Source organism: Pseudomonas sp. 9_2_1 (genome assembly GCF_059295275.1).
The window spans coordinates 5,342,501-5,356,287 of sequence record NZ_CM181239.1 but is presented as its reverse complement, the minus strand read 5'-3'; the positions used below and the strand labels follow the sequence as shown (position 1 = coordinate 5,356,287).

Genomic DNA, 13,787 nt, shown 5'->3' with positions numbered 1-13,787 from the left:
CCGATGCGCTTTGCGCTTTTGTCCGGCTTGTGGCTGTGCATGGTGCTGGTGCTGGGTGGCTGCCAGGCCAGCCTGCCGCCATTGCCCGCCTGGCAAAGCAGTGAGGGGCGCAGTGATCCGCAGCTGGGACAGATAATCGATCTTGCCAGTGGCCAGCGGATCAGCCCTGAGCAGTTGCTGCAGCGTCTGGCGGTCGCCCCCCGGGTTCTGGTCGGCGAGAAACATGACAACCCTGACCATCACGCCTTGCAACTCTGGTTGCTGCGGGCCCTGCAGGCTCGGCGTACGCAGGGCAGCCTGCTGCTGGAGATGTTGCAGCCCGAGCAGCAGGCTCGGGTGGACAAGGCTGCCGGGCAGCCGTTGCCGGCAGACCTGCCCAAGGCCCTGGACTGGCAGGAGGGCTGGGATTGGCAGCTTTACGGCCCGATCGTTACTGAAGCCTTGCAAAAACGCGGTGTGCCGTTGCTGGCGGCCAACCTTTCTCCCGCCGAAATGCGCCAGGCCTACCGCCAGCCGGCCGCGTTGGCGGGCGAGCAGTCCAATACGCCAGCGGTGAAAGCCGCCCTGTTGGAAGAGGTGCGCGCGGGGCATTGCGGGATGCTGCCGGAAAGCCAGTTGCCGGCGATGCTGGCCGTGCAACAGCAGCGCGACCGGCGCATGGCCGAGCGCCTGCTGGCCGCGCCGCAGCCGGCAATGCTGTTCGCCGGGGCCTATCACGTGCGCAAGGACCTGGGTGTGCCATTGCACCTGGCCGACCTGGGCGCACAGGGGGAAAGCAAGGTGCTGCTGCTGGCCGAGGTTGGCGAAAAGGTCGAGGCAGCCGAGGCTGACTATGTGTGGTACACGCCGGCGATGCCGCAGCAGGATTACTGCGCTCAGCTGCGACGATAGGACCGGGTGGAATTCAGGCAAAAAAAGACCCGGCAAAAAGCCGGGTCAATAACCGTGATTAGCCTGATGAGGAGATAATCTGAGAGTCCGAACCAGGGGCTCTTAGCTTATCCAACCAGTCTCGCGACCAGTTGCGATAATCATAACGATTCTCATTTTCACGTCAATCCATTTTCACGATTATTTTGGATTTTTTTGTGCCGGGCCTTTCGCATCCAGTTGCTGGTTAAGTGCTTCTTTGCGTTCGAGCGGCAAGTCGTTCCAGTGCATGTCCAGCAGGGCGCCTTCAATGGCATACAACAGCACCTTCGATGCGCGGAACCCTCGTGTCTTCACGGCCTGGTAGGCACCCACCGCGCCCAGGCGGCGCAAATCCGATGCACTGTGGATGCCGGCTGCATGCAGCCACTGCGCAGAGGTCTTGCCAAGGTTCTTCAGATGCTGCAATTCATCGTTCATCTAGCCTCCTTGCGATGGCTGAACGGGTCTTGGGGGATAAATCGCGAGCAGGTCAGAGAGGAGTGTAGCGGGGGTTGGGGAATACGCGGCTTTTTGCCATCGGGGTGGATGAGCTGTTCTGTACCGGCCTCTTCGCGGGCTTGCCCGCGAAGAGGTCAGAGCAGGAGAGTGATGAGGTTAAAGGCCCGGCAGGCGCTGACGAATCTGTTCGATGACCTGGTTCATGCTGCTGGCATCCTGGGTATCGACCCGGGTGCTTTGTTCCAGCTCGTGGGCATCCAGCGGTTCACGGCTGGCCTGCTGGGCCTTGACCACTTCCAGGGTGGCATCCGACGGGTCGGTGTTTTCTGCCTGGCGCTGTTCCAGCCAGCTGGCGATCACCGCGTCCGGTGCGTTGCAGTCGAGGATCAGGAACGGTACGCCCGTCTCGCTGGCGACAGCCGCTGCTGCCAGGCGCTGCCCGCGTTGCAGGTAGGTGGCATCGAGTACTACCGGAAACCCGGCGCGCAGCACCGTTGACGCAACCTCGTGCAGGCGCTGGTAGGTGGCAGCACTGGCATCCTGGTCGTAGATACCGCCGGCCAATTGGCCGGCATCCTGCGCCGGCTGTTCACCGAACAGACGCTTGCGTTCCACATCCGAACGCACGCGAACCGCGCCCAGGGCTTCGACCATGCGCATGGCCACATGGCTTTTGCCTACAGCCGAGACACCGTGGGTGATTGCCAGCAGGCGCGACGGGATGGCGCTGTAGCTCTCGGCCAGGTTGGCGTAGTTACGGTAGGTGCGCAGGGTGGTGGCCCGTTGCACGCCATCAGCATTGGCCGGCATGCTGAACAGCGCCACCTTGGCCCGCACCAGTGCGCGGTAGGCTTTGTAGAAGTTGAGCAGTTCCAGGCCTTCGTAGTCACCGGTCAGTTCCAGGTACTGGCTGATGAAGCGTCGCGCCAGGCACTTCAGGCCCCGGTCTTCCAGGTCCATGGCCAGGAAGCCGGTGTCGGCGTAGACGTCGGTCAGGCGGAACGGTTCGTTGAACTCGATGCAGTCGAAGATCACCACCTTGCCATCGATCAGCGTGGCGTTGCCCAGGTGGATGTCACCGTGGCACTCACGGATAAAGCCATTGGCCTTGCGTTTTTCCAGCAGCCCGTGCAGGCGCTCGAAGCTGCTGCGGGCCCAGGCCTGCAGGGCATCGAGTTGCTGCAGGTCGGCCTTGTCGCTGAGGAACGGGCGAATCTGCTCGAAGTTCTGCTCCACAGGCGCCATGACGCTGTCCGGCGTGCCCAGTGGGTGCTCTACCGGCACGCGCGGCGCCTGCAGGTGGAATTCGGCAATCTGCTGGGCCATCTGGTCGATGTGCGCGGCATTCAGTTCGCCATTGGCCTGCAGGGTACTGAGCATCTGCCCCTGGGGGAACTGGCGCATCTTCAGCGCATATTCGATAGCCTCGCCTTCGCCACCGATCTGCGGTGCTTCGGCGCTGCCGGTAATCGGCAACACTTCCAGGTACAGGCCTTCGGTAAGGCGCTGGTTCAGGCGCAATTCTTCGTTACAGAAATGCTGGCGCTGGTCCAGGCCAGTGAAGTCGAGAAAGCCGAAGTTCATCGGCTTCTTGACCTTGTAGGCGTACTCGCCGGTGAGCAGCACCCAGGAGATATGCGTCTCGATGAGCTGGAACCCATCCACAGGGTGAGGGTACAGGGCTGGGTTCTGCAACGCAGTGATAAGGGCTTGGCTCACAGGAAAACCTTCCGGGGGCAGGGAATTCGAATGCGCCATTATGGTCAATGGTGCCGTCCCTGCCTACCGCCGGGCCGTCTGCCCAGCCTTTATAAAGTGCGTATAATCCGCCGCCATGACCCGAACCCGAAATTCCCGCACCCCTCAGAAACGCCCGACTGGCCGCTCCCGCGCCTGGCTGGGCTGGGCTTTGAAGCTCAGCCTGGTAGGCCTGGTGATCGTCGCCGGCTTCGCGGTTTACCTCGATGCCGTTGTCCAGGAGAAGTTTTCCGGCAAACGCTGGACCATCCCGGCCAAGGTGTACGCCCGGCCGCTGGAGATGTTCACCGGCCAGAAACTCAGCAAGGCCGACTTCCTCACCGAGCTCGATGCGCTCGGCTACCGGCGTGAAAGCGCGGCCAACGGCCCGGGTGCAGTGGCAGTCAACGGCAATACCGTCGACCTGAACACCCGTGGCTTCCAGTTCTACGAGGGCATGGAACCTGCGCAGTTCGTGCGCGTGCGCTTCTCCGGCGATTATGTGGCTGGCCTCTCCGGCGCCAACGGCAAGTCGCTTGACGTGGTGCGCCTGGAGCCGCTGATGATCGGCGGTATCTACCCGAAAAACCTCGAAGACCGCATCCTGATCAAGATCGACCAGGTGCCCAAATACCTGCTCGAGACCCTGGTAGCGACCGAAGACCGCGATTTCTACAGCCACTTCGGTGTATCACCGAAGTCCATTGCCCGGGCGATGTGGGTCAATACCTCGTCCGGCTCGATGCGCCAGGGCGGCAGTACCTTGACCCAGCAGCTGGTGAAGAACTTCTACCTCAGCAGCGAGCGCAGCCTCAGCCGCAAGCTGACCGAGGCGATGATGGCCATGCTGCTGGAGCTGCACTACGACAAGCGCGAAATCCTCGAGGCCTACCTCAACGAGGTGTTCGTCGGTCAGGATGGCCAGCGGGCCGTGCACGGCTTTGGCCTGGCCAGCCAGTTCTTCTTCAGCCAGCCGCTGTCCGAGCTGAAGCTGCACCAGATCGCCTTGCTGGTGGGCATGGTCAAGGGGCCGTCCTATTACAACCCGCGGCGTTACCCTGATCGTGCCCTGGCCCGCCGTAACCTTGTACTTGACCTGGTGGCCGAGCAGGGCGTGGCCAGCCAGGCCGAAGTCGATGCGGCGAAGAAGATGCCGTTGGGCGTGACCAAGCGAGGCAGCCTGGCCGACAGCTCGTTCCCGGCCTTCCTCGACCTGGTCAAGCGCCAGCTGCGCCAGGACTACCGTGACGAAGACTTGACCGAAGAAGGCCTGCGCATCTTCACCAGCTTCGACCCGATTTTGCAGATGAAGGCCGAAACCTCGATGAGCGAGACCTTCAAACGCCTGGCGGGGCGCAAGGGCGCTGACGAGGTGGAGTCGGCGATGGTCGTGACCAATCCGGAAACCGGTGAAGTGCAGGCGCTGATCGGTAGCCGCCAGGCAGGCTACGCTGGTTTCAACCGCGCCATCGACGCCGTCCGGCCTATCGGCTCGCTGGTCAAGCCGTCGGTGTACCTGACCGCGCTGGAACAGCCGAGCAAGTACACCCTGACCAGTTGGGTACAGGATGAACCGTTCTCGGTCAAAGGTGCCGACGGCCAGGTCTGGCGCCCGCAAAACTATGATCGTCGCCCACATGGCACCATCTACCTGTATCAGGGGCTGGCCAACTCCTACAACCTGTCGACTGCCAAGCTTGGCCTGGAAGTCGGCGTGCCCAACGTGATCAAGACCATTGGCCGGCTGGGCGTGAATGTCGACTGGCCGGCGTTCCCGGCAATGCTGCTGGGCGCCGGTGGCATGTCGCCGATGCAGGTCGCGACCATGTACCAGACCATCGCCAACGGCGGCTTCAATACGCCGATGCGCGGTATCCGCAGCGTGCTTACCGCCGAGGGCGAGCCGCTCAAGCGCTATCCGTTCCAGATCCAGCAAACCTTCGATCCGGGGGCCATCTACCTGGTGCAGAACGCCATGCAGCGGGTCATGCGCGAAGGCACCGGGCGCTCGGTGTACAACACCTTGCCGCGTTCGCTGACCCTGGCTGGCAAGACCGGTACCAGTAACGATTCGCGCGACAGCTGGTTCTCCGGCTTCAGCCAGGACCTTTTGGCGGTGGTCTGGATGGGCCGTGACGATAACGGTAAAACACCGTTTACCGGTGCCACCGGTGCCCTGCAGGTGTGGACCAGCTTCATGAAAAAAGCCGACCCCCTGCCGCTGGACATGCCGCAGCCGGACAACGTGGTGGAGGCCTGGATCGACCCCTACAGTGGCCATGGGTCTGATGGCAGCTGTCCGGGAGCTGTGCAGATGCCGTATATTCGCGGGAGTGAACCGCCCGCCGGCGCGACCTGTGGCGGCGAACAGAATCCGGCAGAATCAGTCATGGACTGGGTCAAAGGCTGGATGAATTAAGCGCAGGCTGCATTGATGAGGTGTTACGTGAACAAGTGGCTGTTTCCTGCCGTGACGGCGCTGGTTGTGCTCCAGGGCTGCTCCAGCGTCCAGCGCGGCAATATTCCGGTGGTCGACTCGAGCACCCGCGTGTCCAACAGCGAACGTGTAACGGCCAACCGCTCGGCGGGTGGCTACAATGCGGGCACTGCGCAAGCGCAGACGCTGCCAGAAGACTCTGGCGTCACCGTGATGATCCCGCAGGGTGCTGGCGCTTCAGGCATCCAGACGTTCCCGGCGGCCAATGGCGCGGCGCCCATCAGCACCTCGCCGATCACCCCGGGGCCAATTACCCCAGGCCCGGTCAGTTCGGCGCCGATGACCACCAACCCCAACCCGATCGCCGATGAACCGTTCGATATCGCCTCGATGAATAGCGCTCCGGCGAGCACCAGCGCGCCAACCGGCATTCCGCGCAGCAACACCGCTGCCGGTGGCCTGTCGGCCGATGAACAGCTGGACGGCCCGGTGCTGGCGCTGCTGACCACCGCGAAAACCCAGCAGGGCAGCGGTGATTTCAACGGTGCTGCGTCGAGCCTCGAGCGCGCCCAGCGCATTGCCCCGCGCGAGCCGCAGGTGCTGTATCGCCTGGCCCAGGTGCGGCTGTCGCAGGGTGATGCAGCGCAAGCCGAGCAGCTGGCGCGTCGGGCCCTCACGTATGCCAACGGTCGCCCAAGCCTGCAGGCTGCGCTGTGGAACACCATTGCCCAGGCCCGTGAAAAGCAGGGTGACAGCGCAGGTGCGGCATTGGCCCGTCAAAAAGCCCAGGTCAATTCGTGATGATCGAGCAACGCATTCTGGATATTGCCGACAACCTGCTGCTGATCGAGCGTGAGCTTCAGGTGCAGGGCTGGTGGGATGACGAACCACCAAGCGACGAGGCGCTGGACAGCACGGTGCCGTTTGCCGTTGATACGCTGAGCTTCGAACAGTGGCTGCAATGGATCTTCCTGCCGCGCATGAAGATCATCATTGAGCTGGGCCAGCAGCTACCCAACGCCTCCGGCATTCTGGTCATGGCAGAAACCGTGTTTACCGACCGACCAGAACAAAGTCGCGAGCTGCGCCGCCTGTTGGCAGCTTTTGATCAATTGATAGCTGCTTCCGCCTGATTTCTTCCGTTTTTCGTTCAAGGGCCGCAGATTGTGGCCCTTTTTTGTGGAAATCTTATTTATTCTGCTGCTGAAGCGATTTTTAGTGGTGGCAGTGGTTCATCTTGAGGAAAAATTGGCAATAATTTTTCTTGACTTGTACGCCGCAAATCACAAGAATCCAACTTCCGCTGTAGAGGGACTGCCAGAAGCAGACCCGCTAAGCAGATCATGAGGCGCACACCCGCGCCGACCTGTAACACCCCGCAACGCGTTACCTCGCGCTGGGTGGGAAAACCCCGCAACACTCTGGGGCGCTCCCAATACTTGCTCAGTCAGTGCTGACGTTCGCTCGTGCTCTGCTTGGCAGTAAACCTATTAAGACCCGTCCACTAGGGACGGTATTCTGGCGTTTTAGAGGTGAACAACGTGGAGCTTTTATCCGGCGGTGAGATGATCGTCCGCTTCTTGCGTGACGAAGGCGTCAAGCATATCTATGGGTACCCTGGTGGTGCTCTCCTGCATGTTTACGACGCACTGTTCAAAGAACCGGAAGTGGAACACATCCTGGTTCGTCACGAGCAGGCGGCAACCCATATGGCGGACGGCTACGCCCGCGCCACCGGCAAGGCCGGTGTGGTGCTGGTAACCTCCGGCCCGGGTGCGACCAATGCCATTACCGGCATTGCCACTGCCTATATGGACTCGATTCCGATGGTCATTCTGTCCGGCCAGGTGCCTAGCACCATGGTGGGTACCGATGCCTTCCAGGAAACCGACATGATCGGTATCTCGCGGCCGATCGTGAAGCACAGCTTCATGATCAAGAACCCGACCGAGATCCCTGAAGTTCTGAAAAAAGCTTTCTACCTGGCGCAATCCGGTCGCCCAGGTCCGGTCGTGGTCGACATTCCAAAAGATATGACCAACCCGGCCGAGAAGTTCGAATACGTCTACCCGAAAAAGGTCAAGCTGCGCTCCTACAGCCCTGCGGTCCGCGGCCACTCCGGCCAGATCCGCAAGGCCGCCGAGATGCTGCTGGCTGCCAAGCGCCCGATCGTATATTCCGGTGGTGGTGTGATCCTGGGCGGTGGCTCCGAGTCCCTCACCGAAATCGCCAAGTCGCTCAACCTGCCAGTCACCAACACCCTGATGGGGCTGGGTGGCTTCCCGGGTACCGATCGCCAGTTCCTGGGCATGCTCGGCATGCACGGCAGCTTCACCGCCAACATGGCCATGCACAATGCCGACGTGATCCTCGCCGTCGGTGCGCGTTTCGACGACCGCGTAGTCAATGGCCCGGCCAAGTTCTGCCCGAACGCCAAGATCATCCACATCGACATCGACCCGGCGTCGATCTCCAAGATGATCAAGGCCGACGTGCCAATCGTAGGTCCGGTCGACAGCGTGCTCGGCGAAATGCTCGGCATCCTCAAGGAAATCGGCGAGCAGCCTGAAAAGGCGGCGCTGGATGCCTGGTGGAAGCAGATCGACGAATGGCGTGGCGATGGCGAGATGTTCCCTTACGACAAGGGCGACGGCAACGTCATCAAGCCGCAGAAAGTCATCGAAACCCTGTGCGAAGTGACTCATGGCGATGCTTTTGTCACCTCCGACGTGGGCCAGCACCAGATGTTCGCGGCGCAGTACTACCGCTTCAACAAGCCGAACCGCTGGATCAACTCCGGTGGCCTGGGCACCATGGGCTTCGGCTTCCCGGCGGCGATGGGCGTAAAGCTCAGCTTCCCCGACCAGGACGTGGCCTGCGTGACCGGCGAAGGCAGTATCCAGATGAACATCCAGGAACTGTCCACCTGCATGCAGTACGGCCTGCCGGTGAAGATCGTCAACCTGAACAACGGTGTGTTGGGTATGGTCCGCCAGTGGCAGGACATGGCTTACAACGGTCGTCACTCGCACTCGTACGTCGAGTCGCTGCCTGACTTCATCAAGCTGGCCGAGGCCTATGGCCATGTGGGTATCCGCATCACCAGCCTGAAGGACCTCAAGCCGAAGCTGGAAGAAGCATTTGCGATGAAGGACCGTCTGGTGTTTATCGACATCGCGGTTGACCGCAGTGAGCATGTCTATCCGATGCAGATCAAGGATGGCTCGATGCGTGACATGTGGCTGAGCAAGACGGAGCGTACCTGATATGCGGCACATCATTTCCCTGCTGCTGGAAAACGAACCTGGTGCGTTGTCCCGTGTGGTCGGCCTGTTCTCCCAGCGCAACTACAACATTGAAAGCCTGACCGTGGCGCCGACCGAAGACCCGACCCTGTCGCGTCTGACGCTGACCACAGTTGGCCATGACGAGGTGATCGAACAGATCACCAAGAACCTGAACAAGCTGGTTGAAGTGGTCAAGCTTGTCGACCTGTCGGAGAGCGCTCACATCGAGCGTGAACTGATGCTGGTCAAGGTCAAGGCCACCGGTGCCCAGCGTGCCGAGATCAAGCGCACCACGGACATCTTCCGTGGCCAGATCGTCGACGTTACCGCCAGCGTGTACACCGTGCAGCTGAGTGGTACCAGCGACAAACTGGACAGCTTCATCCAGGCGATCGGCACTGCATCGATTCTCGAAACCGTGCGCAGCGGCGTTACCGGCATTGCCCGTGGCGACAAAGTGCTCAGCATCTAAATTCAAAAATTAGCGATGGCTCCGCAGGGGCCGAGATATAACCAGGGGTATTTTCATGAAAGTTTTCTACGATAAAGACTGCGACCTTTCCATCATCCAGGGTAAGAAAGTCGCCATCATCGGTTACGGCTCCCAGGGCCACGCTCAGGCGTGCAACCTGAAAGACTCCGGTGTAGACGTTACTGTCGGTCTGCGTAAAGGTTCGGCTACTGTTGCCAAGGCTGAAGCCCACGGCCTGAAAGTTGCCGACGTTGCCTCCGCCGTCGCTGCCGCCGACCTGGTCATGATCCTGACCCCGGACGAGTTCCAGGGCGCTCTGTACAAGAACGAGATCGAACCGAACATCAAGAAGGGCGCTACCCTGGCCTTCTCCCACGGCTTCTCGATCCACTACAACCAGGTTGTTCCGCGTGCCGACCTCGACGTGATCATGATCGCGCCGAAAGCCCCGGGCCACACTGTTCGCTCCGAGTTCGTCAAAGGCGGCGGCATCCCTGACCTGATCGCCATCTACCAGGACGCCTCGGGCAACGCCAAGAACGTCGCCCTGTCCTACGCCGCTGGCGTCGGTGGCGGCCGTACCGGCATCATCGAAACCACCTTCAAGGACGAGACCGAAACCGACCTGTTCGGTGAGCAGGCTGTTCTGTGTGGCGGTACCGTCGAGCTGGTCAAAGCCGGTTTCGAAACCCTGGTTGAAGCTGGCTACGCGCCGGAAATGGCCTACTTCGAGTGCCTGCACGAGCTGAAGCTGATCGTTGACCTCATGTACGAAGGCGGCATCGCCAACATGAACTACTCGATCTCCAACAATGCCGAGTACGGTGAGTACGTTACCGGTCCGGAAGTCATCAACGAAGAATCCCGCAAGGCCATGCGCAACGCTCTGAAGCGCATCCAGGACGGCGAGTACGCGAAGATGTTCATCTCCGAAGGTGCTACCAACTACCCATCGATGACTGCCAAGCGCCGCAACAACGCTTCGCACGGCATCGAGATCATCGGCGAGCAACTGCGCTCGATGATGCCTTGGATCTCGGCGAACAAAATCGTCGACAAAGCCAAGAACTAAGTTTTATCGCATCATGAAAAACGCGGCTTCGGCCGCGTTTTTTCGTTCTGGCAGTCAGCTTCTGGTATAAAGCAGACCAGTGGCCTGCTGTCAGAACCTGTTTCGCCGGCCCGTGTCGAACATTTTCCATCCTGTTGCAAGGTACCCTCCATGAGCGAACGTCCCGAAGAGCCGAACAAGCCCTCCGACGCCGAAAGCCTGCTACCTGTCGATGAGCACGTTGAAGAAGGGCATGACGCGGAAGGTCGCAAGGTGCGCCACCGCGGCATCTACCTGCTGCCCAACCTGTTCACCACCGCCAACCTGTTTGCCGGCTTTTATTCCATCATCAACTCCATGAGCGCGCAGAGCGCCCTGAGTGCGGGTGACCCGCGCGAGGCGAGCAAGTACTTCGCCTTTGCCGCCATCGCCATCTTCGTGGCCATGGTGCTCGACGGCCTGGATGGCCGCGTTGCGCGGATGACCAATACCCAGAGTGCCTTCGGCGCCGAGTACGACTCGCTGTCGGATATGGTCGCCTTTGGCGTGGCCCCGGCGTTACTGGCATTTGGCTGGGCACTGGGTGACATGGGCAAGGTCGGCTGGATGGTCGCCTTCATCTATGTAGCCGGTGCGGCACTGCGCCTGGCCCGGTTCAATACCCAGGTCGGCACCGCCGACAAGCGCTACTTCATCGGCCTGGCCAGCCCGGCTGCTGCGGGTGTGGTGGCCGGTACCGTATGGGCGTTCAGTGACTACGGCATCCAGGGCTCCAAGCTGTCGTTCCTGGTGGCGTTGCTGGTGGCTGCTGCCGGCATGCTGATGGTCAGCAACATCAAGTACAACAGCTTCAAGGAGCTTGACCTGAAGGGTCGTGTGCCGTTCGTGGCGATCCTTGCCGTGGTCCTGGTGTTTGCGGTGGTGTTCAGCGATCCGCCGCGTATCCTGCTGCTGATCTTCCTCGCCTATGCAGCGTCGGGCCCTGTCCAGTTCCTGCTCAAGGCCCGCCGGCGTAAAGGGTGACAAACATTTAATGCTGGAATAACCCTCCGGCTCCATAGTCTTACTGGTATACCCTTTACCAGTGCTATGGAGCCGACCATGCTCATCAAGCTTCCCAGGTCTTCCGAGTGCAAGGCGTCGGAGATCACCCCCGAAGGCATTTACCTTTCCCGTCGCACCTTGCTGGGTGGCGCCATGGCTGGCCTTGCCCTGGGTTCACTGCCGGGCAGGGTGAGTGCAGCCGAAGCCTCCCGCTATGCCGATGTACAGGCCGGTACTCCGCCAAGCTGGTTCACCGACAAACTTGCAGCCACGCGCTGGCAAGCGGTAACAGTGAAGGACGAAGCGATCACGCCGTTCATGGATGCTACCCACTACAACAACTTCTATGAGTTCGGGCCTGACAAGGGCGATCCGGCGGCCAATGGCGGCAGCCTCAAGACCGAGCCCTGGTCGGTGGTGGTGGATGGAGAAGTCGGCAAGCCTGGGCGCTATGCGCTTGAGGACTTCGTCAAACCCTACCAGCTTGAAGAACGCATCTACCGACTGCGCTGTGTCGAAGCCTGGTCGATGGTCATTCCCTGGCTGGGTATTCCCTTGGCGCAGGTGCTCAAGCAGGTTGAGCCCACCTCCAATGCGCGCTATGTGCGGTTCGAGACCTTGAAGGACCCAGAGCATATGCCTGGGCAGCGTTCGGGGTTCGCCCTGATCGACTGGCCTTATAGAGAGGGGTTGCGCCTGGACGAGGCGATGCATCCCTTGGCCATCCTGGCAGTGGGCATGTATGGCCGGGAGCTGGCCAATCAGAATGGCGCCCCATTGCGGCTGGTGGTGCCGTGGAAGTATGGCTTCAAGAGCATCAAGTCTATCGTGCGCATCAGCCTGGTTGCCGAACAGCCTGGTACTACCTGGGAAGGGTTGGCGCCGGATGAATATGGTTTTTATGCCAACGTGAACCCGACGGTCGATCACCCTCGCTGGAGCCAGGCGCGTGAGCGTCGGCTGCCCAGCGGGTTGTTCAGCCCGAATGTGCGTGAGACACAGATGTTCAATGGCTACGCCGATGAGGTGGCGTCGCTGTATGCCGGGCTTGATCTGCGGAAGAACTACTGATGCGCTATCCCTGGTTTCGCCTGGCCATCTTTGTTGTGGGGTGCCTGTTCCCGGCGTGGTGGTTATATGAGGCTGCGATGAATCTGCTCGGGCCGGATCCTGGGAAGATCATCATGGACCGTCTTGGGCTTGGGGCGCTTACCTTTCTTTTGATTACCCTGAGCATGACCCCGCTGCAGAAGCTGACGGGATGGTCGGGCTGGGTCGTGGTGCGTCGGCAGCTGGGGCTGTGGGTGTTTGCCTATATCGTGCTGCATATCCTGGCCTACCTGTTCTTTATTCTCGGGCTGGACTGGGGGCAGTTGGCGGTGGAGTTGCGCAAGCGGCCTTACATAATAGTGGGGGCGCTGGGGTTCCTTGGGTTGCTGGCGTTGGCGGTTACCTCGAACCGGTATAGCCAGCGGCGTTTGGGGGCGCGGTGGAAGAAGCTGCACAGGCTGGTGTATGCGGTGTTGGGGTTGGGGTTACTGCATTTTTTGTGGATTGTTCGTTCGGATCTGCGGGAGTGGGCGATTTATGCGTTTATTGGGGTGGTGTTGATGGGGTTGAGGATTCCAGCGGTTTCGCGGGGGTTGGCAAGGTTGGTCAGGAAGCAGGGTAGGGCGGTTTGATGATGGGGTAGGTTGCGGGGTGCCTGTCTTGGGATCGAGTTGGGTTTGAAAGGTGCTCGCCTTTGTTTCTTTGGCGCCTATCAGATCGAGCGCCGCCCGCGCGGCGCATCGCGGATAAATCCGCTCCATTTGTTGCAACGTGCCGAACCTGTTACGCCATGGTCGCCTGCCTTGGTGCATGTCTTGAGTCTTGCAAACCGCAGACAACCATGGCCTGTCAGGCATGGCCACGTTGCAACAAATGTAGGAGCGGATTTATCCGCGATGCGCCGCGCGGGCGGCGCTCGATCTGATAGGCGCTGAAGGGGTTGTGGCGAGCACCTGTTAGCCCTGATGCGGTCTTTTCCCCTTATATTCACTTTCTTGAAATTAAAGATTGACGCCCTTTCGAATCCCCTTATAATGCGCCCCACTTCCAGCGACAATGGAACGACAAACTCCTTGAAATTCAACGAGTTAGGTGGTTCAGGCGATGCTGTAAGGGCTTCGATCGAAAGATCGGCAGCGGTGATAAAGGCAGTTGACAGCGGATTTAAACGCTGTATTATTCGCCTCCCGCTACGAGAGATCGCAGCGAGCCAAGTGTTTGAAGCTAAACGAGTTTCTCGGAAAAAACTTCAAAATAAACGCTTGACAGGCTCTGAGGAAAGCGTAGAATGCGCGCCTCGGTTGAGACGAAAAGCTCTTAACCAAACGCTCTTTAACA

The 13,787-nt window shown here is 60.4% G+C and carries 13 protein-coding genes (1 of these 13 cut by a window edge); 11 read left to right on the top strand and 2 right to left on the bottom strand.

Annotated features, from left to right (window positions below; genetic code table 11):
• Positions 1-3: 3 nt before the first annotated feature.
• Complete coding sequence (locus AC5O5I_RS24320) at positions 4-891, top strand: ChaN family lipoprotein (protein WP_494511703.1); 888 nt, start codon at positions 4-6, stop codon at positions 889-891.
• A 180-nt stretch (positions 892-1,071) separates the two neighbouring features.
• Here AC5O5I_RS24320 and AC5O5I_RS24315 read toward each other — a convergent pair whose 3' ends face one another.
• A complete protein-coding gene (locus AC5O5I_RS24315; protein ID WP_172227607.1) occupies positions 1,072-1,350 on the bottom strand; it encodes a TfoX/Sxy family protein in 279 nt (92 codons plus the stop codon).
• A gap of 177 nt (positions 1,351-1,527) precedes the next feature.
• Entirely contained in the window at positions 1,528-3,090 is a 1,563-nt protein-coding gene (locus tag AC5O5I_RS24310) for a bifunctional aminoglycoside phosphotransferase/ATP-binding protein (protein ID WP_494511702.1), read from the bottom strand.
• Between the two features lie 115 nt (positions 3,091-3,205).
• Here AC5O5I_RS24310 and mrcB point away from each other — a divergent pair, with 115 nt between their 5' ends.
• From mrcB to AC5O5I_RS24260, 10 genes are all read left to right on the top strand, one after another.
• Positions 3,206-5,527 (top strand): penicillin-binding protein 1B, encoded by a 2,322-nt coding sequence (mrcB, locus tag AC5O5I_RS24305; protein ID WP_494511701.1) that lies wholly within the window; start codon positions 3,206-3,208, stop codon positions 5,525-5,527.
• A gap of 15 nt (positions 5,528-5,542) precedes the next feature.
• On the top strand, positions 5,543-6,346 hold the full coding sequence (locus AC5O5I_RS24300; RefSeq protein ID WP_172232065.1) for a tetratricopeptide repeat protein: 804 nt from the start codon (positions 5,543-5,545) through the stop codon (positions 6,344-6,346).
• Positions 6,346-6,678: a YqcC family protein gene (locus AC5O5I_RS24295; protein WP_172232067.1), complete on the top strand. Its 333-nt coding sequence runs from the start codon at positions 6,346-6,348 to the stop codon at positions 6,676-6,678. Before AC5O5I_RS24300 ends, AC5O5I_RS24295 begins: the two co-directional genes overlap by 1 nt.
• Before the next feature lie 408 nt (positions 6,679-7,086).
• Positions 7,087-8,811 carry an acetolactate synthase 3 large subunit gene (locus tag AC5O5I_RS24290; RefSeq protein WP_172288354.1) on the top strand — a complete coding sequence of 575 codons (1,725 nt, stop codon included), beginning with the start codon at positions 7,087-7,089 and terminating at the stop codon, positions 8,809-8,811.
• 1 nt (position 8,812) lies between these two features.
• Positions 8,813-9,304 carry an acetolactate synthase small subunit gene (gene ilvN, locus AC5O5I_RS24285; protein ID WP_003250040.1) on the top strand — a complete coding sequence of 164 codons (492 nt, stop codon included), beginning with the start codon at positions 8,813-8,815 and terminating at the stop codon, positions 9,302-9,304.
• A 55-nt stretch (positions 9,305-9,359) separates the two neighbouring features.
• Positions 9,360-10,376 (top strand): ketol-acid reductoisomerase, encoded by a 1,017-nt coding sequence (gene ilvC / locus AC5O5I_RS24280; RefSeq protein ID WP_172230917.1) that lies wholly within the window; start codon positions 9,360-9,362, stop codon positions 10,374-10,376.
• Positions 10,377-10,526: 150 nt separating this feature from the next.
• Positions 10,527-11,378, top strand: coding sequence for a CDP-diacylglycerol--serine O-phosphatidyltransferase (pssA, locus tag AC5O5I_RS24275; RefSeq protein ID WP_172230914.1), 852 nt, complete (start codon positions 10,527-10,529; stop codon positions 11,376-11,378).
• Positions 11,379-11,456: 78 nt separating this feature from the next.
• Positions 11,457-12,470: a protein-methionine-sulfoxide reductase catalytic subunit MsrP gene (gene msrP, locus AC5O5I_RS24270; protein ID WP_494511700.1), complete on the top strand. Its 1,014-nt coding sequence runs from the start codon at positions 11,457-11,459 to the stop codon at positions 12,468-12,470.
• Positions 12,470-13,081: a protein-methionine-sulfoxide reductase heme-binding subunit MsrQ gene (msrQ, locus tag AC5O5I_RS24265; RefSeq protein WP_172230908.1), complete on the top strand. Its 612-nt coding sequence runs from the start codon at positions 12,470-12,472 to the stop codon at positions 13,079-13,081. Before msrP ends, msrQ begins: the two co-directional genes overlap by 1 nt.
• Positions 13,082-13,522: 441 nt before the next feature.
• Positions 13,523-13,787, top strand: the 5' portion of a protein-coding gene (locus AC5O5I_RS24260; RefSeq protein WP_494511699.1) for a hypothetical protein. The gene runs 113 nt beyond the window's last position; the window shows 265 of its 378 coding nt (coding positions 1-265); the start codon lies at positions 13,523-13,525; its stop codon lies beyond the right edge, outside the window.

Bases quoted from the DNA above. Each gene is read 5' to 3' on its own strand.
- AC5O5I_RS24320 (WP_494511703.1), top strand. From the start codon at position 4: ATGCGCTTTGCGCTTTTGTCCGGCTTGTGGCTGTGCATGGTGCTGGTG.
- AC5O5I_RS24315 (WP_172227607.1), bottom strand. From the start codon at position 1,350: ATGAACGATGAATTGCAGCATCTGAAGAACCTTGGCAAGACCTCTGCG.
- mrcB (WP_494511701.1), top strand. From the start codon at position 3,206: ATGACCCGAACCCGAAATTCCCGCACCCCTCAGAAACGCCCGACTGGC.
- AC5O5I_RS24300 (WP_172232065.1), top strand. From the start codon at position 5,543: ATGAGGTGTTACGTGAACAAGTGGCTGTTTCCTGCCGTGACGGCGCTG.
- AC5O5I_RS24295 (WP_172232067.1), top strand. From the start codon at position 6,346: ATGATCGAGCAACGCATTCTGGATATTGCCGACAACCTGCTGCTGATC.
- ilvN (WP_003250040.1), top strand. From the start codon at position 8,813: ATGCGGCACATCATTTCCCTGCTGCTGGAAAACGAACCTGGTGCGTTG.
- ilvC (WP_172230917.1), top strand. From the start codon at position 9,360: ATGAAAGTTTTCTACGATAAAGACTGCGACCTTTCCATCATCCAGGGT.
- pssA (WP_172230914.1), top strand. From the start codon at position 10,527: ATGAGCGAACGTCCCGAAGAGCCGAACAAGCCCTCCGACGCCGAAAGC.
- msrP (WP_494511700.1), top strand. From the start codon at position 11,457: ATGCTCATCAAGCTTCCCAGGTCTTCCGAGTGCAAGGCGTCGGAGATC.
- msrQ (WP_172230908.1), top strand. From the start codon at position 12,470: ATGCGCTATCCCTGGTTTCGCCTGGCCATCTTTGTTGTGGGGTGCCTG.